Source organism: Burkholderia cepacia (genome assembly GCF_001718835.1).
In the GTDB taxonomy this organism is placed as follows: Bacteria; Pseudomonadota; Gammaproteobacteria; order Burkholderiales; family Burkholderiaceae; genus Burkholderia; species Burkholderia cepacia_F.
In genome coordinates this window covers 3,350,548-3,370,972 of record NZ_CP013443.1, presented here as the reverse complement: position 1 = coordinate 3,370,972, position 20,425 = coordinate 3,350,548, and the positions used below count along the sequence as shown (strand labels likewise).

The window sequence follows — 20,425 nt, the reverse complement described above, 5'->3', positions numbered from 1 at the left end:
GTCGATGGTCGACGCTCAGGCGCCGCCTTCGAAACCGGCCTGGCGCCACGCCTCGAACACGACCACCGCAACCGTGTTCGACAGGTTCAGGCTGCGGTTGTCCGGCCGCATCGGCAGGCGCACGCGCTGTTCGTTCGGGAAGCGCCCGAGCAGTTCGGCGGGCAGGCCGCGCGTTTCCGAGCCGAACACGAACCAGTCGCCGGGCAGGAATGCATGATCGTGGAAGCGGCCCGAGCCGCGCGTCGTGAACGCGAACATTCGCGCCGGATCGGGCGTTTCCGCCGCGATGAACGCGTCCCAGTCGCGGTGGACGCGCATCTGCGCATACTCGTGATAGTCGAGGCCCGCACGGCGCATCCGTGCGTCGTCGAGCGGGAAGCCGAGCGGCTCGATCAAGTGCAGGCGCGCGCCCGTGTTGGCGCACAGGCGGATCACGTTGCCGGTGTTCGGCGGGATTTCGGGGGCGACGAGGACGACGTTGAACATGTTTCGGTTTCGGATGGCGGTTTCCGGCGCGGCCCCCGCTGCTGGGCGGCGGCCGGACCGGCCGGTTTGTCACGATCGCGGCCGCGGGCGGGCGGCCGGCTTCTCACTAATTAATCCCTGGCGGTGCGCAGCGCAACCAGATTCGTCACGCGTGCGGCACCCGCCGCCTTCAGTGCGTGCGCGGCGGCCGCGAGCGTCGCGCCGGACGTCATCACGTCGTCGACGAGCGCAACGTGGCGGCCGGCGACGCCGCCCGCCACCGCGAATGCCGCGACGTTGTCGCGCCGTGCGTGCCGGTCGAGCCGCGACTGCGGCGCCGTTTCCACCACGCGCGCGAGCAGCGTCGCGTCGGCCGGCACGCCGAGCCGCCGCGCGAGCGGGCGCGCGATCGCCCACGCCTGGTTGTAGCCGCGCGCGACGAGCCGGGCATGCGCAAGGGGTACCGGCGCGAGCACGTCGAAGCCGCCGTCCGCGCCGTGCGTGTCGGCGAGCAGCCGGGCGAGCCGGCCGGCGAATTCCGCGCCGAGCGCGAGCCGCGCGTGGAATTTCAGGCCGCGCGCGAGCCCGTCGAGCGGTGCGCGGTAGTCCGCCAGCGCGAGCGTCGCATCGAACGGCGGCGGTGCCGCACGGCATGCGTCGCAACGGTACGCGGCCGCGCGCCGCGCGTGCCCCGGGGCGAGCGGCACCGCGCAGACGCCGCAGCGCAGCCGCGCTTCGTTCCAGTACGCGGCGTCGCAGGCGCCGCAAATCATCGTATGTGACAAATTGCCGCACAGTGCGCAGCGATTCGGCAGCGCGATTGCCGCGATCTGCGCGAAAGCCTGCGACATAACGACGCGGATCGACTCCGGAAACGGACGGCGAATCATCGGCAGGCTCCTCAATATGGCCTCAATGAAGCCTGCGGGGCGAGCGAGTATACTTCGGGCTCTTCGCCAGTGTGCCCGACATGTCCCCAGCTTCGACTTCAACCGGCCGTCCGGCCAATGACGCAAGGCGCCTGCGGCGGATCTTCGACCGCCGCGCCGCCACGTTCGACGCGGTCGCGTTCCTGCCGCGCGAGATCGCGCAGCGGATGAACGAGCGCCTCGAATACATCAAGGTAAGCCCAGCGGCCGTGCTGGACGCGGGCTGCGGCCCCGGGGACGACCTGCCGGCGCTGCGCGCGCGCTTTCCGGAGGCGCCCGTATTCGGCGTCGACCTGTCCGGCGCGATGCTTGCGCGAGCCGGTCAGCGCGAGGTCGAGCAGACGAGCTGGCGCCGCTGGCTGCCGGCCTCGCTCGGCCGCGCGCTGGGCCAGCGCGGCCCCCGCGTCGCCCAGGCCGATTTTTCCGCGCTGCCGTTCCCGGGCGGCGCGTTCGACCTGATCTGGTCGAATCTCGCGCTCCACTGGCATTCGCGTCCGGACACGGTGCTGCCCGAATGGCAGCGCGTGCTGCGCGTGAACGGCCTGCTGATGTTCAGCACGCTCGGCCCCGACACGCTGCGCGAACTGCGCGCGGCCTGCGCGGACGCCGAGGCGGCGCTCGGCATCGCGCCGCCCGCCGCGTGATCGAATTCGTCGACATGCACGACCTCGGCGACATGCTCGTCGAGAGCGGCTTCGAGATTCCCGTGATGGATCAGGAAGTGCTGACCGTCACCTACAAGACCCCCGACTCCCTGCTGGCCGACGTGCGCCGCTGGGGTGCCTATCCGTTCGAGCGCGAGGCGCCGCAGCGCGCGACGCGGCGCTTTCGCGCGGCGCTCGGCGACGCGCTGGAGGCGCGCCGGCGCGCGGACGGCACGATCGCCCTGACGTTCGAAGTGATCTACGGCCACGCGTGGAAGGCCGTGCCGCGCACGACCGCCGAGGGGCACGGGATCGTGCGCATCGAGGACATCGGAAAGGGCCGTCCGAAGAATCGGTAGAGCGGTAAAGAGGGGTTTTGTTATGTCTGAAATTAGCGGCGCAAAGCGGGGTCGAATTGGCGCCTGAAATGGCCGGAAAGCTTGTCGCGCTTGGCTTGCGGGGCGATAGCCGCTTGCTTGTGGATGCCATTGAACCCGCCTATAATGCGTCAGCTTGTCGTCCCGGGGTCCCCGCAATACGGGGCGACGAGTCCGATGCAGGCATGCATCGCATGCCATTCGCGTGAGGCGGCGATGGAAGCAGCGTGTGTTTCGACTGATGCGGCGGATGCGGAACCCGTCCTCGAAGACTGGCTGATGAAACGCAACTGTTCGGCGTCGCCGCGCCAGTTCGTGCTGTTTTACGCGTCGCTCGCGGGCTTCTCGCTGGTGATCGCGACATTGCTGATGTGGCGGGGGGCCTGGCTCGTCATGCCCTTCACCGGAATCGAGTTGCTGGCGGTGGGTGTCGCATTTGCGATCTATGCTCGCCATGCGGTCGATTACGAACGCATCAGGCTGTATCCGCACCGGCTCGTGATCGAGCGGATGGATGCGGAGCGGCTCACGCAGATCGAATTCAACCCGCGCTGGGTGCGGGTCGAGCCGGGTGCGACGCCACGCGATCCGATTCGGCTGGTATCGCGCGGGCAGACCGTCGTAATCGGGCAGCATCTCGCGCAGTACAAGCGTGCGCAGTTCGCCGACGAACTGCGCGCATCGCTCAGGCGCTGCGGCTGACGAGGCGCGGGCACTGGCCGGAAACGGGCCGGAGGCTTGCGACGGGGGAGGGTTTGAATGGAAATTTTGGGTAAGGATGCTATGAAAACAATCAAGCGAGCCCTCACGGGCGTGCTGGCATGCAGCGGATTGCTCTTTGCCGGTGCCGCCCTGGCGGTCGGTGATAGCCCGGGCGGCCCCCGCGTCAACGAGATCAACTTTCAGCCGCCGGTCACGAAAATCGCCGAGGAGCTCTACGATCTCCACACGATGATGCTGATCCTGTGTACGGTGATCTTCGTCGGCGTGTTCGGCGTGATGTTCTATTCGATCTTCGCGCACCGCAAATCCAAGGGCCACAAGGCCGCCAATTTCCATGAAAGCACGACCGTCGAGATCATCTGGACGATCGTGCCGTTCGTCATCGTCGTGCTGATGGCGCTGCCGGCGACGAAGGCCGTCGTCGCGATGAAGGACACGACCAACGCCGATCTCACGATCAAGGTCACCGGCTACCAGTGGAAGTGGGGCTACGACTACGTGAAGGGCCCGGGCGAGGGCATCGGCTTCCTGTCGACGCTCAGCACCCCGCGTGACGAAGTGATGGGCAAGAAGCCGATCACCGACACCTACCTGCAGGAAGTCGACAACCCGCTCGTCGTGCCGGTCAACAAGAAGATCCGCATCATCACGACCGCGAACGACGTCGTCCACTCGTGGTACGTGCCCGCGTTCGGCGTGAAGCAGGATGCGATCCCCGGCTTCGTGCGCGACACGTGGTTCAAGGCCGACAAGGTCGGTACGTTCCGCGGTTTCTGTACCGAGCTGTGCGGCAAGGAACACGCATACATGCCGGTCGTCGTCGAAGTCCTGTCGGACGAAGACTACGCGAAGTGGGTCACCGCGCAGAAGGCCAAGCTGGCCAGCGCCGCCGTCGATCCGAACAAGGTCTACACGATGGCCGAACTCGTCGCGCACGGCGAGGAAGTCTACAAGGCGAACTGCGCGGCCTGCCACCAGGTGAGCGGCAAGGGCCTCGGCGCATTCCCGGCCATGGACGGCAGCCCGATCGTGAACGGCCCGATCGCCGGCCACGTCGAGCGCGTGCTGCACGGCAAGGGCGCGATGCCGTCGTGGGCATCGCTGTCGGATCTCGACATCGCTTCGGTCATCACGTACGAGCGCAATTCGTGGGGCAACCACAAGAACGACCTGCTGCAGCCGAAGCAAGTGGCCGACGCGCGTAACGGCAAGATGCCGGAAGACGCGGCGGGCGCGGCAGCGGCACCGGCAGAAGCGGCTTCGGCACCGGCGCAAGCCGCGTCGGGCGCCGCTGAACAGCCGGCGGCGGCAGCGGCATCGGCCGCGCTGTCGACGATCTACTTCGAGACGGGCAAGAGCGTGCTGCCGGCCGACGCGAAAGCGGCGATCGCCGCCGCGGCCGACTATGCGAAGGCACATCCGGACGCGAAGCTCGCGCTGTCGGGCTTCACCGACAAGACGGGCTCGGCCGACGCGAACGCCGAACTGGCGAAGCATCGCGCGCAAGCCGTGCGCGACGCGCTGAAGGCAGCAGGCGTGGCGGAAGACCACATTATTCTCAAAAAGCCGGAAACGATCACGGGCGGGGCGGACGCGAAGGAAGCCCGGCGTGTCGAGATCGGCCCGGCGGCTTGACGTGTCGCTGAGTTAGTCGACGTATTCGCATTAGGAGATTCTCATGTCTAGCATCGGGCACGACGTAGCCGCGGACCACGCGCACGACGACCACGCGCACGAAATGCCGCACGGCTGGCGGCGCTGGCTGTTCGCCACCAACCACAAGGACATCGGTACGCTGTACCTGCTGTTCTCGTTCATCATGTTCCTGTCGGGCGGCGTGATGGCCCTCGGCATCCGGGCCGAGCTGTTCGAGCCGGGCCTGCAGATCATGCGTCCGGAGTTCTTCAACGAACTCACGACGATGCACGGCCTGATCATGGTGTTCGGCGCGATCATGCCGGCGTTCGTCGGCTTCGCGAACTGGATGATTCCGCTGCAGATCGGCGCGTCCGACATGGCGTTCGCGCGGATGAACAACTTCAGCTTCTGGCTGCTGCCGGTCGCGGCGGTGCTGCTGGTCGGTTCGTTCTTCGCGCCGGGCGGCGCGACGGCCGCCGGCTGGACGCTCTACGCGCCGCTGTCGACGCAGATGGGCCCGGGCATGGACTTCGCGATCTTCGCGGTGCACATCATGGGTGCGTCGTCGATCATGGGCGGGATCAACATCGTCGTGACGATCCTGAACATGCGCGCACCGGGCATGACGCTGATGAAGATGCCGATGTTCGCATGGACGTGGCTGATCACGGCGTACCTGCTGATCGCGGTGATGCCGGTTCTGGCAGGCGCGATCACGATGGTGCTGTTCGACCGTCACTTCGGCACGTCGTTCTTCAACGCAGCAGGCGGCGGCGACCCGGTGATGTACCAGCACATCTTCTGGTTCTTCGGCCACCCCGAGGTGTACATCATGATTCTGCCGGCGTTCGGGATCGTGTCGCAGGTGATCCCGGCGTTCGCACGCAAGACGCTGTTCGGCTATAGCTCGATGGTGTACGCGACGGCTTCGATCGCGATCCTGTCGTTCATGGTCTGGGCGCACCACATGTTCGCCACGGGCATGCCGGTCACCGGCCAGCTGTTCTTCATGTACGCGACGATGCTGATCGCGGTGCCGACGGGCGTGAAGGTGTTCAACTGGCTCGCGACGATGTGGCGCGGCTCGATGACCTTCGAAACCCCGATGCTGTTCGCGATCGGCTTCCTGTTCGTGTTCACGTTCGGCGGCCTCACGGGCCTGATGCTCGCGATGGCGCCGCTCGACATCCAGTATCACGGCACCTACTTCGTGGTGGCGCACTTCCACTACGTGCTGGTGGCCGGCTCGCTGTTCGCGCTGTTCTCGGGCTGGTACTACTGGGCGCCGAAGTGGACGGGCTGGATGTACAACGAGACGCGCGGCAAGATCCACTTCTGGGCGTCGATGATCTTCTTCAACCTGACGTTCTTCCCGATGCACTTCGTCGGTCTCGCCGGCATGCCGCGTCGTTATGCGGACTACCCGGCGCAGTTCACGGACTTCAACCAGGTCGCGACGATCGGCGCATTCGGCTTCGGCCTCGCGCAGGTGTACTTCCTGTTCGCGGTCGCGCTGCCGGCCTATCGTGGCGGCGGCGAGCTGGAAAAGGCGTCGGACAAGCCGTGGGACGGCGCGACGGGCCTCGAGTGGACGGTGCCGAGCCCGGCCCCCTTCCATACGTTCGAGCAACCGCCGACCGTCGAGTAATTCGTTTCACCGGATGTTCCGCCAATGCCCGCCGCCGCAGGCGGGCGAGGCGGAACGTTCTACAGCAGGTTTCAGATGAACCGGAATCCACAACAAAGACGAACGCCCGAGCAGATCCGCGCGGGCAACAAGCGGCTCGGCCTCATCCTGCTCGTCATCGCCGCCGTTTTTTTTGTGGGTGTCGTGATCAAGCAGTGGTGGCTGTCCACTCACTGATGCAGCAACAGACGCAGTAGCGAGGAAGTTGTCGTATGTCGAAGCCGGAAGAGGGCGCCGTCGATCGCGCGTTCAATCGTTCGATGCTGGTGAAGCTCTTCGTCGTGGCCGGGCTGATGTTCGGTTTCGGCTTCGCGCTGATCCCGATGTACCGGGCGATCTGCCAGATCACCGGCATCAACAACCTGGTGCAGCGCGATGTGAGCGAGCGCGAGGTGAAGAATTCGCAGGTCGACACCAGCCGCACGGTGTCGGTCGAGTTCGATGCGAATGCTCGGGGCCCGCTCGGTTTCAAGCCGGAGCACAACAGCCTCGACGTGCATCCGGGTGAGCTGACGACGATCGTGTACGACGTGACGAACGGGCAGGGCAGGCCGGTCGTTGCACAGGCGATTCCGAGCTACGCGCCGAAGCAGGCGACGGAGTTCTTCAAGAAGATCGAGTGCTTTTGCTTTACGCAGCAGACGCTGGCCGCGAACGAGTCGCGCAAGATGCCGGTGGTGTTCGTGATCGATCCGAAACTGCCGAAGGACGTGAAGACGATCACGCTGTCGTACACGTTCTTCGAGCTGAATACGCCGGCCACGCCGGCGCCGGGCAAGACCGCGGCGCAGGGCGCGGCGAAGCCGGATGCATGACGACGGAGGCGGGGCGATGACGGAGGTCAAGCGGGGCGGGTCGTTCGGTCAGGCGCTGAAGGCCGTGCTGTGGTCGTTCTTCGGGGTGCGCAAGCGGCGCGACCTGGAGGCCGACGCGACGCAGCTGAATCCGCTGCACGTGCTGATCGTCGCGTTGCTGGCGGCCGGCATGTTCATCGGCGTACTGATCCTGATCGTGCGTGCCGTGGTGGGCTGAGGCGCGCGGCCACGAAAGAATGCAGTGCGCGGCGCCACGGCGCCGCGTGCGGGAAAGAGCGGTGGCGGTCACGCCGCGCAAGAAATAAAGCCGGAGCGGTTTCCGGTACACAAATTGGACTGAAGTGGAGAATCAAGCATGAGCGGTCAAAACCAGACCCCGTACTATTTCGTGCCGCATCCGTCGCAGCATCCGATCAGCGCGGCCATCGGCCTGCTGGTCATGCTCGGATCGACAGCGCTGTGGATCAACGGTCACGAATGGGCGCCGTTTACGGCGCTGCTCGGCCTGCTTTGGTTGCTCTTCACGCTGTATCACTGGTTCGGCGATGCGATCGCCGAGTCGGAAGGCGGTCATTACGGCAAGAACGTCGACAAGTCGTACCGCTGGAGCATGAGCTGGTTCATCTTCTCGGAAGTCATGTTCTTCGGCGCGTTCTTCGGCGCACTGTTCTATGCCCGTGAAATCGCGCTGCACCAGCTCGGCAGCCTCGACTACAAGCTGATCTGGCCGGATTTCTCGGCGGTGTGGCCGAACGAAGGCCCGGCAGCACTCGCCGGCCACTTCAAGACGATGGGCCCGTGGCCGATCCCGACGCTGAACACCGCGTTCCTGCTGTCGTCGGGCGTGACGCTGACGATCTCGCACCACGCGCTGCGTGACGACCATCGCAAGAAGGCGATCGCATGGCTGGCCGCGACGCTCGTGTTCGGTATCTGCTTCCTGTTCCTGCAGGGCTTCGAGTACTACCACGCGTACAACGAACTGAACCTGACGCTGAACTCGGGCGTGTACGGCTCGACGTTCTTCCTGCTGACGGGCTTCCACGGCTTCCACGTGTTCCTCGGCGGCACGATGCTCGCGGTGGTGCTGGTGCGGATGATCCGCGGCCACTTCAAGCCCGATCACCACTTCGCATTCGAAGGCGCCGCGTGGTACTGGCACTTCGTCGACGTCGTCTGGCTCGGCCTGTACGTCGTCGTCTACTGGCTGTAAATGGAACAAACGGCCCGCGCAGCAACGCGCGGGCCGTTTTCATTGGTGTCGTGGGCGCGGCAGCGACGCTGCGAGCGACACCACCCTGGCGCCGCCGCGACTCAGTCTGGCGGCGCTTTTGCTTGGTGGCGCGGCCATGCGGCGAAATGTCACAGCGGCCGCGACGGCAGATCGATCAACGCCCGATCGGCAGCCCGGTCGAATGGATCCAGCCCATCCCGTTCGCGATCAGGATGAGCAGGAACAGCGAGACCGACAGCCCGACGCGGGTGGCGAGCGACCAGACCATGCGTTTCGTGTGGCCGCGGTCGTGCATCATGAAGTAGAGCGCCGAGCCCATGCTGGCAATGATGAGGACGAAGGCGATGGGAACGAGTATGTGCATGACACGAACCGGACGACGGCAATTCGAAAGGAAGAGGATAATTATCGCACCTCGCGTTCCGGCACGTGCCGGGCGGGCCGCATGATGAAGATTCGCTGGCTGCCTGCGCTGCTGATTCTCGCCGTCGTCGCGGTCACGATCCGTCTCGGTTTCTGGCAGCGCGACCGCGCGCACCAGAAGGAAGCGCTGCAGGCGAGCATCGAGCGCTACGAGCAGGCGGCGCCCGTCGACGTCGGCGCGCAGCCGATGCCGCTCGCGTCGATCGAGTTTCACCGCGTGCGGGCGAAGGGCCGATTCCTGCCTGAACAGGCGGTGTTCCTCGACAATCGGCCGTATAACGACCAGCCGGGTTTTTACGTCGTGATGCCGTTTAAACTCACGGGCGGCGGCGTCGTGCTCGTGAACCGCGGCTGGCTGCCGCGCAATATCGCCGATCGCACGGCGATCGAACCGTTCGCGACGCCCGCGGGCGATGTCGAGATCGTGGGTATCGCACGTGCCGACGCGTCGCGAGCGTTCGAGCTCGGCGAAGGCGGGTCGGCGGCGCACCAGAGAATCCGGCAGAACCTGGACGTCGCCGCGTATGCGAAGGAAACGGGGCTGCCGCTGCAGCCGTTCGTGATCCAGCAGACGAGCGACGACGGCGACAAGCTCGTGCGGGACTGGCCGGCGGCGACGACCGGCGTCGAGCGCAATTACGGTTACATGTTTCAGTGGTGGGCGATGGCGGCGGCCGCGCTCGGCTTCGGCCTGTACGCCGCGCGGCGTGCGGCGAAGAAGTCGGCCGGTGCGTGAGCGCCATGCCAGGACGCGGCGGCTGCGCCGCGGGTTCGTTTCGAGAGGTCTGATTTGTCCATGCAATCTTCCCGTCAGGGTCCGGCCGCTGCGCCGATGTCGCCGGCGGCCCGCAAGCGCGGCCGCTGGATGCTCGTGCTGCTGGGTCTCGTGTGCGCGGCGCCGATGATCGCGTCGTACTTCACCTATTACGTGATCAAGCCGAAGGGCGGCTCGACGAACTACGGCACGCTGATCGAGCCGCAGCGTCCGATCCCCGCGGATCTGCAGGTGACCGACGAAACCGGCAAGACCGTGCCGCTGTCGTCGTTGCGCGGCGTGTGGCTGTTCGTGATGACCGACCGCAGCGCGTGTGACGACGCATGCGCGCAGAAGCTCTATTTCATGCGCCAGATCCGCGTCACGCAGGCAGGCGAGCGGCACCGGATCACGATGGTGTGGCTGCGCAGCGATGCGGGCGCGATGCCGCAGAAGGTGCTGGATGCCTATCCCGACACGCGCCGGCTCGTCGCCGATCCGGCCGCGGTGGCCGCATGGCTGCCGGCCGATGCCGGCACGAAGGACAGCGACCACCTCTACATGGTCGACCCGAACGGCAACCTGATGATGCGCTTCCCGAAGGATCCGAACCCCAGCAAGATCAAGTCGGACGTGACGAAGCTGCTGAAGTGGTCGAGCATCGGCTAAGGCAACACGAGAGGCAAGGAACCGATGTCGTATCTACTGCAACTCGGCCTGATCGGCCTGTGCATCGCGCTGCTGCCGCTGTCGTACGTGTGGGTGAAGGCCGACGACAACAAGTTTCGCAAGCTGGTGTGGATCACCACCTTCCTGACGCTCGACCTCGTGATGTTCGGCGGCTTCACGCGGCTGACCGACTCGGGGCTCGGCTGCCCTGACTGGCCGGGCTGCTACGGCACGTCGTCGCCGTTCATCGCGCATGCCGCGATCACGGCCGCGCACCAGGCGATGCCGACGGGCCCGGTCAGCATGACCAAGGCGTGGATCGAGATGATCCACCGCTATTTCGCGATGGCGATCGGCGTGCTGATCATCGCGCAGGTCGTGATCGCGTGGTCCGCGAGGCTGCGCCGCCGCCCGCTGCACGTGTCGCCGTGGTGGCCGACGAGCCTGCTGCTGCTGATCCTCGTGCAGGGTGCATTCGGCGCGTGGACGGTCACGATGAAGCTGCAGCCGGTGATCGTCACGATCCACCTGCTGCTCGGCCTCACGCTGCTCGGCACGCTCGGCTGGCTCGCGGCGCGGCAGACGCCGCTGCCGTCGTACGAGCCGGAAGCCGGCCGTTATCGCGCGGCCGCGCTCGCGGCGCTCGTGCTGCTGGTCGTGCAGATCGCGCTCGGCGGCTGGGTGAGCACCAACTACGCGGTGCTCGCCTGCACCGATTTCCCGACCTGCAACGGCCAGTGGATCCCGCCGATGGACTTCCAGCACGGCTTCCACCTGTGGCGTGCGCTCGGGATGACGAAGGACGGCGACGCGATCACGCAGGACGCGCTGGTCGCGATCCACTGGACGCACCGCACGTTCGCATTCGTCGTGGTCGCGTATCTGGTCGCGTTCGCGCTGAAGATGCGCCGCTTCGAATCGCTGCGGCGGCCCGCGAACGGCGTGCTACTGGTCGTCCTGCTGCAGTTCGCGACGGGCCTGACCAACATCGTGCTGCAGTGGCCGCTGCCGGTCGCCGTTGCGCACAACGGCGGGGCCGCGATCCTGCTGCTGCTCGTCGTCATGTTAAACTTTCGCATCCTTTCAAGCCGCCCCGGCCGTGTCGCGCAGCCTGCGCGCGACGCCGCCCCGGCGTGACCGCCCCCATGCAAAGCACCCTCTCCCAATCGCCCGGTAGCCGCTTCTCCCAGTACATGGCGCTGACGAAGCCGCGTGTCACGCAGCTCGCGGTGTTCTGCGCGGTGATCGGCATGTTCCTCGCGACGCCGGGCATGGTGCCGTGGCACGTGCTGATCGGCGGTACGGTCGGCATCTGGCTGCTGGCCGGCGCGGCGTTCGCGATCAACTGCCTCGTCGAACAGAAGATCGACGCGATGATGCGTCGTACCGCGTGGCGCCCGTCCGCGCGCGGCGAGATCACGACGCCGCAGATCCTGCTGTTCTCGGCCGTGCTCGGCAGCGTCGGCGCATGGACGCTCTATACGTTCACGAACCCGCTGACGATGTGGCTGACGATCGCGACCTTCGTCGGCTATGCGGTGATCTACACGCTGCTGCTCAAGCCGATGACGCCGCAGAACATCGTGATCGGCGGCGCGTCGGGCGCGATGCCGCCGGCGCTCGGCTGGGCCGCGGTCACCGGCGCGGTGCCGGGCGACGCGTGGATCCTCGTGCTGATCATCTTCGTGTGGACGCCGCCGCATTTCTGGGTGCTCGCGCTGTATCGCCGCAAGGATTACGAAAACGCGGGGCTGCCGATGCTGCCCGTCACGCACGGCGAGAAGTTCACGCGGCTGCACATCCTGCTGTACACGGTGATCCTGTTCGCGGTCACGCTGATGCCGTTCATCTCCGGGATGAGCGGGGCCGTCTACCTGACGAGCGCGGTGCTGCTCGGCGCGGTGTTCCTCGCGTATGCGTGGAAGATCCATCGTGACTATTCGGACGAACTCGCCCGCAAGGCCTTCCGCTACTCGATCGTCTACCTGTCGCTGCTGTTTGCCGCGCTGCTCGTCGATCACTATGCACGCCCGCTGCTCGGCGTGTAACCGCACGGTTTGAACGCAATGCTCCAATCACGGTTCGGGCGCCGCGCGCGCCAAGGCTGGATGCTCGCATGCGCACTCACGGCAGCGCTGCTGCTCGCCGGATGCGACAACGCGCCGAAATTCCAGAATCTCGACATCACCGGCAACACGCAGTTCGGCAGCGACTTCTCGCTGCCCGATACGGCCGGCAAGGTGCGCACGCTCGGCGATTTCAAGGGCAAGGCCGTCGTGATGTTCTTCGGCTATACGCACTGCCCGGACGTGTGCCCGACGACGATGGCCGAGCTGTCCGAAGCGTTGAAGCAGCTCGGGCCCGATGCCGCGAAGCGCGTGCAGGTGCTGTTCGTCACCGTCGACCCGGAGCGTGACACGCCGGCGCTGCTCGGCCAGTACGTGCCCGCGTTCGATCCGTCGTTCATCGGCCTGCGGCCGGCCGACGAAGCCGCGCTGAAGAAGGTCACGAAGGATTTCCGCGTGTACTACGCGAAGGTGCCCGGCAAGACGCCCGGCAGCTACACGATGGATCACACCGCCGCGAGCTACGTGTTCGACCGCGACGGCAAGCTGCGCCTGTTCGTGCGCGACGGCCAGGGCCCCGGCCCGTGGGTCCACGACCTGAAGCTGCTGCTCGGCTGAGCCGCAGGGCGGGGCGGCGCGCGCCGTCCCGCGTCTTCTCTTTTCCCGTCTGCTCTCCGTATCGCCTGCGCGGGCCGTGGCCCGGCAGGCGCCGGCGCATCATGTCACGTCAAGTCACGGCAGTGCCGGCAGGACGACGCCCGGCGCCGCGCGCGTGATCCGGAATTCCGTCACGCGATACGTGGCGAGCCCCTCGGTGACGAACGGATCGGTTTCCAGGATCGCGTCCAGCTCGTCGCGATCGATGCGGGCCGCGAGGATCACGCCGCCTTCGCGCGGCACCTTCGGCCCGGCCGCGATGAAGATGCCCTTGTCGAACTGCGGCTGCAGAAATGCGCGATGGCGTTCGAGCGCATCGTCGATCTGCTCGAGCGATGCGGTGTAGTGGATGTCGATGACGTACATGAGTGGCCTCGGAATGTCGCCGGTACGCGGTGCGCCGGCCAGGCGATCTTGTAGCACAGGCCGCCTTGCGTGTCGCGTTGCATTCAAGTTGTAAGCGTCGCTGCCGTCATTACGTGTGCAATCGATTGCGTGCGGCGGGCCGTTCGCGCGCAGCGTGCGCATCGACATCGACAAAGGCACGCAGATGAGCAGAATGAGTTTGAACCGCAAGCTGTGGCTCGCGCTTGCGCTGGTATGGATCGGTTTCCTGGGCGTCGGCGCATGGAGTGCGTTCGAAACGCGCGCGACGATGCTCGCCGAACGCAAGGCGGGCATCGCGAATCTCGTCGACTCGGCGGCCGGCATCGTGAAGGCGTATCACGCACTCGCGCAGGGCGGCACGCTGCCCGAGGCCGACGCAAAGCGCGACGCGCTCGCGAGCCTGGCCGCGATGCGCTACGGCGATTCGGGCTACGTGTTCGTGATGGACTCGAAGCCGGTCGTGCTGATGCATCCGACGCTGCCGAAGCTGGTCGGCACGCAGGTCGGCGACTATCTCGACCCGGACGGCAAGCCGCTGTTCGTCACGATCCTGAACGCCGCGAAGGAAACCGGCAGCGGCTTCGCCGAGTATCGCGGGCGCCTGCCGCACAGCGAAACCGCAGTGCCGAAGATCAGCTACGTCACGCGCTTCACGCCGTGGGACTGGAACATCTCGAGCGGCGTCTTCCTGAAGGACATCGACACCCTCTATTACCGGACGCTGCTCGGCCACCTCGCGGTCGTGTTCGTGATCGGCTTCGTGATCAGCGCGGCGATGCTGGTGATCATCCGCAACGTGCGCGTCAGCCTCGGCGGCGAGCCCGACGAAGCGGCCGCGCTCGCGGCGCGCATCGCGCAGGGCGACCTGACGCAGCCGGTGCCCGTGCGCGCGGGCGACCGTACGAGCATGATGGCCGCGATGCACGACATGCAGGCCCGCCTGCAGGAGACGATCGGCGGGATTCGCCAGTCCGCCGGATCGATCGCGTCGGCGAGCCGCCAGATCTCGGCCGGCAACGACGACCTGTCGCAGCGCACCGAGGAACAGGCCGCGTCGCTGGAGGAAACCGCCGCGAGCATGGAGCAGCTGACCGCGACGGTGAAGCAGAACGCCGACAACGCGCGACAGGCGAGCGGGCTGGCGAACAACGCATCGGAGATCGCGCGCACGGGGAGCGACGTCGTGAACCGCGTGATCGGCACGATGGGCGAGATCGACGACAGCTCGCGCAAGATCGCCGACATCATCGGCGTGATCGAGGGCATCGCGTTCCAGACCAACATCCTCGCGCTGAACGCGGCGGTCGAGGCCGCGCGCGCGGGCGAGCAGGGCCGCGGTTTCGCGGTGGTCGCGGGCGAAGTGCGCTCGCTTGCGCAGCGCAGCGCGACGGCCGCGAAGGAGATCCGCGAGCTGATCGTCGACTCGGTCGAGCGCGTGCGCAACGGCTCGACGCTGGTCGGCCAGGCCGGCACGACGATGGGCGAGATCCTGCAGGCCGTCGCACGCGTGACCGACATCATGGGCGAGATCGCGGCCGCGTCCGAGGAGCAGGCGAGCGGCATCACGCAGGTCGGGCGCGCGGTCACGCAGATGGATCAGGTGACGCAGCAGAACGCGGCGCTTGTCGAGGAGGCGGCGGCCGCCGCCGCGTCGCTGCAGGAACAGGCCGCGCGGCTGCGCGATGCGGTCGGCGCGTTCCGGGTCGGCGACGCCGGCGCGGCGCGCGCCCGGCCGGCGGCCGCGCAGGTGCTCCGCGAGGAGACGGCGGTCGAAGCGACGCCCGCGTGACGCGGGGGCGGCGCAGGACCGGCGGGCAGCGCAGGCCGGTGCAACTAACGGCCCGCCCGGCCGTCCCCCGCATAGCGCATACCCATATGAGCGGGATGTATTTCACTTCCCGCCGATCCTGTGACACCATTTGCCCCTTCCTGCGAGTCGGGGCATACCCGTATCTCGCCCCATTTCCAGTAAGCAAGAAAGCGAGAAACAGATGAAGCGTCGCAGTCTCCTGAAGGTATTTTCCGTGCTGGCCACCGGCGCAGCGCTGACGCTGTCGGCAGGCGCGCACGCCGAAGACAAGGTGATCAAGGTCGGCACGGTGGCCGGCCCGGATTCGGAAGTGTGGCAGCTCGTGCAGAAGGTCGCGAAGGAGAAGGAAGGCCTGAACGTGAAGGTCATCGAGTTCAACGACTACGTGCAGCCGAACGCGGCGCTCGACTCGGGCGACCTCGACGCGAACAGCTTCCAGCACCAGCCCTACCTCGACAGCCAGGTGAAGCAGCGCGGCTACAAGATCGTCAGCGCGGGCCTGACCTACATCTCGCCGATCGGCGTGTACTCGAAGAAGTTCAAGGCGCTGAAGGACCTGCCGCAAGGCGCGAAGCTCGCGGTGCCGAACGATCCGTCGAACGAGAACCGTGCGCTGCTGCTGCTGCAGACGCAAGGCGTGATCAAGCTGAAGGCGGGCGCCGGCACGGGCGGCAACAACGCGACGGTGCTCGACATCGCCGAGAACCCGAAGAAGCTGAAGATCTCCGAACTCGACGCCGCGCAACTGCCGCGCGTGCTGTCGGACGTCGACGCGGCCGTGATCAACACGAACTACGCGCTCGCCGCGAACCTGCAGCCGACCAAGGACGCGATCGCGCTCGAATCGCTGACGAGCCCGTACGCGAACCTGATCGCCGTGCGCGCGAAGGACAAGGATCAGCCGTGGGTGAAGAAGCTGGTCAAGGCGTACCAGTCGCCGGAAGTGCGGGAATTCATCAAGAAGCAGTTCAAGGGCTCGATGGTCGCGTCGTTCTGAACGCGATCGGTCGATCGAATGAAGGCCTGCACGTGCGCAGGCCTTTTTTATGTGCGGTGGATGGTGTTCTGTTGCCGCCGTGCAGGTGTTGCTTGCTTGGGCTGTCACGTGTTCTTATTTGCAAGAGCGCGGCGAAATAACGAACCATAATTGCACTCGTACGTCGTCGATAACGAGGTTTGGTAACGGTCCGTTACATTGGTATCGAGCTTGCGCGCCGTCGCCTGAAAGCAAATCCGGTATGTCCGTTCCCGCTCCGGCACCACGTTGCCGCCCGCGTCAGTGCTTTCCGCTGAGTCACATAACAAAAACTTCAAGCGATTTCTATTATCACCTGCAGGACGGTGAGCCACTACAATAGAGTCGCAAGGGAAGGTGATAGGTTATGGTAGGTCTTGAGAGTAGGGTGATTGAATTTGTGAGGAAAAAATCCGGATTTTCAATTTTATCAAGGGCTGCGGACATAACGGAAAATACCGATCTGGATGCTGACCTGGGTTTCGATGCTGCCGAGGTCGAAGAGATGATGCTGGAATATTCCGCGGAATTTGATGTCGATATGAGTGGGTTCGACATTAAAAGATACTACCCGGAAGACGATTTTTCATTCCTTGACTTGATCAACCCGTTCAAGAAAAAAGTGATCCATCGTGTTCCGGATCTGAACGTTCGAATGCTGATCACATCGGCAAAAGCGGGCCGCTGGCTCTACGGCTGACTGCTCACCGGGTTCGTCCACGACCTGACGGCTGCCTTGCTCGGACCCTTTTCATTGGCGAGCCCGGCTCACATCTCACCGCGCCGCGAACAGATCGTCAGGATCTCCCGGATCGCGACGTTGTCCCGGACGCCGGGCAGCGATTGCAGGATGCATTCGTGATACCGCCTTTCGCGCGGCAGCAGCATCGCGTTATTGAGATAGATCGCGTCGCAGGACTGCCGGATCAGGCGTGCCGCCGTGGGGTTCCAGCTTTCGCGCAGCGACTGCAGCACGCATTCGTCGTATTGCGCGCTGCCGTCGGTCAGCGCGAATGCGGCGGCCGGCATCGCGAGCGCGACGACGCTCGCGATCGAGCGGACAGTCCACGACATGTTGGCTCCCGTCGTCTGGATGGCTGCAACCAGCATAGTGCATCCGCGCCGGCTCATCCGGCGGGTCATGCCGCCCCGGCGCGCGTAAGCGGGCGGTCAGGAAGTGGTCTGCGGAAATGGTATGCTCGCTTTCGGCGCCGCGCACCGTGCAGGTGCGCCGGCCGCACCGGAGACATCACCAACCAGAACCGACAATACGGGGGAGACACACCCATGAAGCGTTTCAAGACTTTCGCGATCCGTTCGATCACGGCCGGCGTGGCCGCACTCGCGCTGGCCGGCGCCGCGCACGCACAGACCGTCAAGGTGCTGTCGATCGTCGACCACCCGGCGCTCGATGCGATCCGCGACGGCGTGCGCGCCGAGCTGAAGGCGGAAGGTTACGGCGACGACAAGCTCAAGTGGGAATACCAGAGCGCGCAGGGCAACACGGGCACGGCCGCGCAGATCGCGCGCAAGTTCGTCGGCGACCAGCCCGACGTGATCGTCGCGATCGCGACGCCGGCCGCGCAGGCGGTGGTTGCGTCGACGAAGAGCGTGCCGGTCGTCTATTCGGGCGTGACCGATCCGGTCGCCGCGCAGCTCGTGAAGGGCTGGGGCCCGTCGGGCACCAACGTGACGGGCGTGTCCGACAAGCTGCCGCTCGATCGCCAGGTCGCGCTGATCAAGCGCGTCGTGCCCAACGCGAAGACGGTCGGCATGGTGTACAACCCGGGCGAGGCGAATTCGGTCGTCGTCGTGAAGGAGCTGAAGGAAATCCTCGCGAAGCAGGGGATGACGCTGAAGGAAGCGGCCGCGCCGCGTACCGTCGACATCGGCCCGGCCGCGAAGAGCCTGATCGGCAAGGTCGACGTGATCTACACGAACACCGACAACAACGTCGTGTCCGCGTACGAAGCGCTCGTGAAGGTCGCGAACGAAGCGAAGATCCCGCTCGTCGCCGGCGACACCGACAGCGTGAAGCGCGGCGGCATCGCGGCGCTCGGCATCAACTACGGCGACCTCGGCCGCCAGACGGGCAAGGTCGTCGCGCGCATCCTGAAGGGCGAGAAGCCGGGCGCGATCGCGTCGGAAACGAGCAGCAACCTCGAGCTGTTCGCGAACACGGGCGCGGCCGCGAAGCAGGGCGTGACGCTCGCGCCGGATCTGCTCAAGGACGCGAAGACGGTCATCAAGTAAGCCGTCGCCGGCCAGGCGCCGGGCTCGAAGGCCCCGACCGGGCCTGAACGAAACCGCTGGACGGACGGCCCTTGCCGGGGCCGTCCATCCGTTTCGCCCGGCCGCATCCGGCCGGCCGGGACGCAACAGGATTTCCCCATCATGTCTCTGTTCTCGTTTCTGGGCGCCCTGGAGATCGGCCTGATCTTCAGCCTCGTCGCCCTCGGGGTGCTGATCTCGTTTCGCATCCTCAACTTCCCCGACCTCACCGTCGACGGCAGCTTTCCGCTTGGCGGCGCTGTTGCCGCGACGCTGATCTCCGCCGGCTACGACCCGTTCAGCTCGACCTGCATCGCGATCGTCGCGGGTGCGGTGGCCGGCTTCATCACCGGCTGGCTCAACGTGCGCCTGAAGATCATGGACCTGCTCGCCAGCATCCTGATGATGATCGCGCTCTATTCGGTGAACCTGCGGATCATGGGCCGGCCGAACGTGCCGCTCATCACCGAGCCGACCGTCTTCACCGTGCTGCAGCCCGACTGGATGCCCGATTACGTGCTGCGCCCCGCGCTGCTCGCGATCGTCGTCGTGGTCGCGAAGCTCGGCCTCGACTGGTTCTTCTCGTCGCAGCTCGGCCTCGCGATGCGCGCGACCGGCGCGAACCCGCGGATGGCGCGCGCGCAAGGCATCGCGACCGGCCGCGCGACGCTCGCCGGGATGGCGCTGTCGAACGCGCTCGTCGCGCTCGCCGGTGCGTTGTTCGCGCAGACGCAGGGCGGCGCGGACATCTCGATGGGGATCGGCACGATCGTGATCGGGCTGGCCGCCGTGATCATCGGCGAAACGCTGCTGCCCGCGCGCCGGCTCGTGCTGACGACGCTCGCCGTCGTGCTCGGCGCGATCGTCTACCGCTTCTTCATCGCGCTCGCGCTGAACAGCGAATTCATCGGGCTGAAGGCGCAGGACCTGAACCTCGTGACGGCCGCGCTCGTCACGATCGCACTGGTGCTGCCGGCCACGCGCAAGAAGCTGTTCGCGCGCAAGAACGGAGGGGCCTGACATGCTGTCCGCACAAGATCTCAAACTCACGTTCAACCCCGGCACGCCGATCGAGACGCGCGCGCTGCGCGGGCTGTCGCTCGAGATTCCCGACGGCCAGTTCGTCGCGGTGATCGGCTCGAACGGCGCCGGCAAATCGACCTTCCTCAATGCGATCAGCGGCGACCAGGCCGTCGATGCGGGACGCATCTCGATCGACGGCACGGACGTCACGCGCAAGGCCGCGTGGGATCGCGCGCACCTCGTCGCGCGCGTGTTCCAGGATCCGATGGCCGGCACCTGCGAGGCGCTGACGATCGAGGAGAACATGGCGCTCGCGATGGCGCGCGGCGCACGGCGCGGCTTTCGCGCGGCGCTCGACCGGCCGTCGCGCGAGCTGTTCCGCGACAAGCTGCGGCTCTTGAACCTCGGGCTGGAAAACCGGCTGACCGACCGGATCGGGCTGCTGTCGGGCGGCCAGCGGCAGGCGGTGAGCCTGTTGATGGCATCGCTGCGGCCGTCGCGGATCCTGCTGCTCGACGAGCACACGGCCGCGCTCGACCCGAAGACGGCCGCGTTCGTGCTGGAGCTGACCGCGCGCATCGTCGCCGAAAGCAAGCTGACGACGATGATGGTCACGCACAGCATGCGGCAGGCGCTCGACTACGGCGACCGCACGGTGATGCTGCACCAGGGGCAGGTCGTGCTCGACGTGTCGGGCGACCAGCGCCGCGGGCTCGACGTGCCGGATCTGCTGCAGATGTTCGAGAAGGTGCGTCACGAGCAGCTCGACGACGACGCGCTGCTGCTCGGCTGACGGGTAGCGCGTGGGCCGGGCGCGCCGCCTCGTGACGCCCGGCCC

Annotated in this window: 23 protein-coding genes and 1 pseudogene; 19 read left to right on the top strand and 5 right to left on the bottom strand. The window is 66.3% G+C overall.

Annotated features, from left to right (window positions below):
- Positions 1 to 15: 15 nt before the first annotated feature.
- Together trmL and WT26_RS18755 are read right to left on the bottom strand one after the other, a co-directional pair.
- Positions 16 to 486, bottom strand: a complete 471-nt coding sequence (gene trmL, locus WT26_RS18760; protein ID WP_059663350.1) for a tRNA (uridine(34)/cytosine(34)/5-carboxymethylaminomethyluridine(34)-2'-O)-methyltransferase TrmL — start codon at positions 484 to 486, stop codon at positions 16 to 18.
- 110 nt (positions 487 to 596) lie between these two features.
- Entirely contained in the window at positions 597 to 1,355 is a 759-nt protein-coding gene (locus tag WT26_RS18755) for a phosphoribosyltransferase family protein (protein ID WP_069273499.1), read from the bottom strand.
- An 80-nt stretch (positions 1,356 to 1,435) separates the two neighbouring features.
- Between WT26_RS18755 and WT26_RS18750 the strand changes: the two are divergent.
- The 8 genes and pseudogenes from WT26_RS18750 to WT26_RS18715 all read left to right on the top strand — a co-directional run bounded on the left by WT26_RS18750 (position 1,436) and on the right by WT26_RS18715 (position 8,491).
- Positions 1,436 to 2,397 (top strand): annotated as a pseudogene (locus tag WT26_RS18750) (methyltransferase domain-containing protein).
- A 195-nt stretch (positions 2,398 to 2,592) separates the two neighbouring features.
- On the top strand, positions 2,593 to 3,117 hold the full coding sequence (locus WT26_RS18745) for a DUF2244 domain-containing protein (protein ID WP_155774667.1): 525 nt from the start codon (positions 2,593 to 2,595) through the stop codon (positions 3,115 to 3,117).
- A gap of 57 nt (positions 3,118 to 3,174) precedes the next feature.
- A complete protein-coding gene (gene coxB, locus WT26_RS18740; protein ID WP_059531387.1) occupies positions 3,175 to 4,773 on the top strand; it encodes a cytochrome c oxidase subunit II in 1,599 nt (532 codons plus the stop codon).
- Between the two features lie 43 nt (positions 4,774 to 4,816).
- Positions 4,817 to 6,424, top strand: coding sequence for a cytochrome c oxidase subunit I (gene ctaD, locus WT26_RS18735; RefSeq protein ID WP_069273497.1), 1,608 nt, complete (start codon positions 4,817 to 4,819; stop codon positions 6,422 to 6,424).
- Between the two features lie 75 nt (positions 6,425 to 6,499).
- Positions 6,500 to 6,640, top strand: coding sequence for a cytochrome oxidase small assembly protein (locus tag WT26_RS38070; RefSeq protein ID WP_027789063.1), 141 nt, complete (start codon positions 6,500 to 6,502; stop codon positions 6,638 to 6,640).
- Between the two features lie 35 nt (positions 6,641 to 6,675).
- The gene (locus WT26_RS18725; protein ID WP_059663344.1) at positions 6,676 to 7,278 is read left to right on the top strand and encodes a cytochrome c oxidase assembly protein; all 603 of its coding nucleotides are present in this window, start codon (positions 6,676 to 6,678) and stop codon (positions 7,276 to 7,278) included.
- Between the two features lie 16 nt (positions 7,279 to 7,294).
- Complete coding sequence (locus tag WT26_RS18720) at positions 7,295 to 7,495, top strand: DUF2970 domain-containing protein (protein ID WP_059531385.1); 201 nt, start codon at positions 7,295 to 7,297, stop codon at positions 7,493 to 7,495.
- 138 nt (positions 7,496 to 7,633) lie between these two features.
- Positions 7,634 to 8,491 carry a cytochrome c oxidase subunit 3 gene (locus WT26_RS18715; RefSeq protein ID WP_059531382.1) on the top strand — a complete coding sequence of 286 codons (858 nt, stop codon included), beginning with the start codon at positions 7,634 to 7,636 and terminating at the stop codon, positions 8,489 to 8,491.
- Positions 8,492 to 8,666: 175 nt separating this feature from the next.
- On the opposite strand, the gene WT26_RS18710 is transcribed toward WT26_RS18715, so the two are convergent.
- Positions 8,667 to 8,876, bottom strand: coding sequence for a twin transmembrane helix small protein (locus tag WT26_RS18710; protein ID WP_043187227.1), 210 nt, complete (start codon positions 8,874 to 8,876; stop codon positions 8,667 to 8,669).
- 84 nt (positions 8,877 to 8,960) lie between these two features.
- On the opposite strand from WT26_RS18710, the gene WT26_RS18705 reads away from it, so the two are divergent.
- The 5 genes from WT26_RS18705 to WT26_RS18685 are packed head-to-tail and all read left to right on the top strand — an operon-like array spanning position 8,961 to position 13,042.
- Positions 8,961 to 9,671: an SURF1 family protein gene (locus tag WT26_RS18705; RefSeq protein WP_059531463.1), complete on the top strand. Its 711-nt coding sequence runs from the start codon at positions 8,961 to 8,963 to the stop codon at positions 9,669 to 9,671.
- Positions 9,672 to 9,731: 60 nt separating this feature from the next.
- Entirely contained in the window at positions 9,732 to 10,358 is a 627-nt protein-coding gene (locus WT26_RS18700) for an SCO family protein (RefSeq protein ID WP_059531378.1), read from the top strand.
- 24 nt (positions 10,359 to 10,382) lie between these two features.
- On the top strand, positions 10,383 to 11,495 hold the full coding sequence (locus WT26_RS18695) for a COX15/CtaA family protein (RefSeq protein ID WP_059531375.1): 1,113 nt from the start codon (positions 10,383 to 10,385) through the stop codon (positions 11,493 to 11,495).
- Positions 11,496 to 11,503: 8 nt separating this feature from the next.
- Complete coding sequence (gene cyoE / locus WT26_RS18690; RefSeq protein WP_006477738.1) at positions 11,504 to 12,406, top strand: heme o synthase; 903 nt, start codon at positions 11,504 to 11,506, stop codon at positions 12,404 to 12,406.
- Between the two features lie 18 nt (positions 12,407 to 12,424).
- Positions 12,425 to 13,042: an SCO family protein gene (locus WT26_RS18685; protein WP_069273495.1), complete on the top strand. Its 618-nt coding sequence runs from the start codon at positions 12,425 to 12,427 to the stop codon at positions 13,040 to 13,042.
- Between the two features lie 114 nt (positions 13,043 to 13,156).
- Here WT26_RS18685 and WT26_RS18680 read toward each other — a convergent pair whose 3' ends face one another.
- On the bottom strand, positions 13,157 to 13,447 hold the full coding sequence (locus WT26_RS18680) for a YciI family protein (protein WP_069273494.1): 291 nt from the start codon (positions 13,445 to 13,447) through the stop codon (positions 13,157 to 13,159).
- A 184-nt stretch (positions 13,448 to 13,631) separates the two neighbouring features.
- Between WT26_RS18680 and WT26_RS18675 the strand changes: the two genes are divergently transcribed.
- The 3 genes from WT26_RS18675 to WT26_RS18665 all read left to right on the top strand — a co-directional run bounded on the left by WT26_RS18675 (position 13,632) and on the right by WT26_RS18665 (position 16,993).
- Positions 13,632 to 15,257: a methyl-accepting chemotaxis protein gene (locus tag WT26_RS18675; RefSeq protein ID WP_069273802.1), complete on the top strand. Its 1,626-nt coding sequence runs from the start codon at positions 13,632 to 13,634 to the stop codon at positions 15,255 to 15,257.
- A gap of 202 nt (positions 15,258 to 15,459) precedes the next feature.
- Positions 15,460 to 16,275 carry a MetQ/NlpA family ABC transporter substrate-binding protein gene (locus WT26_RS18670; protein WP_059531366.1) on the top strand — a complete coding sequence of 272 codons (816 nt, stop codon included), beginning with the start codon at positions 15,460 to 15,462 and terminating at the stop codon, positions 16,273 to 16,275.
- 406 nt (positions 16,276 to 16,681) lie between these two features.
- Positions 16,682 to 16,993 (top strand): DUF1493 family protein, encoded by a 312-nt coding sequence (locus tag WT26_RS18665; RefSeq protein ID WP_196774779.1) that lies wholly within the window; start codon positions 16,682 to 16,684, stop codon positions 16,991 to 16,993.
- Positions 16,994 to 17,061: 68 nt separating this feature from the next.
- Here the strand turns inward: WT26_RS18665 and WT26_RS18660 are convergent, their stop codons facing one another.
- Entirely contained in the window at positions 17,062 to 17,367 is a 306-nt protein-coding gene (locus WT26_RS18660) for a VF_A0006 family four-cysteine protein (RefSeq protein WP_069273492.1), read from the bottom strand.
- Positions 17,368 to 17,580: 213 nt separating this feature from the next.
- Between WT26_RS18660 and WT26_RS18655 the strand changes: the two genes are divergently transcribed.
- The 3 genes from WT26_RS18655 to WT26_RS18645 all read left to right on the top strand — a co-directional run bounded on the left by WT26_RS18655 (position 17,581) and on the right by WT26_RS18645 (position 20,380).
- A complete protein-coding gene (locus WT26_RS18655; protein WP_027789070.1) occupies positions 17,581 to 18,546 on the top strand; it encodes an ABC transporter substrate-binding protein in 966 nt (321 codons plus the stop codon).
- Positions 18,547 to 18,687: 141 nt separating this feature from the next.
- Positions 18,688 to 19,584, top strand: coding sequence for an ABC transporter permease (locus WT26_RS18650; protein WP_021163152.1), 897 nt, complete (start codon positions 18,688 to 18,690; stop codon positions 19,582 to 19,584).
- 1 nt (position 19,585) lies between these two features.
- On the top strand, positions 19,586 to 20,380 hold the full coding sequence (locus WT26_RS18645; RefSeq protein WP_059663338.1) for an ABC transporter ATP-binding protein: 795 nt from the start codon (positions 19,586 to 19,588) through the stop codon (positions 20,378 to 20,380).
- The last annotated feature ends 45 nt before the right edge of the window (positions 20,381 to 20,425 follow it).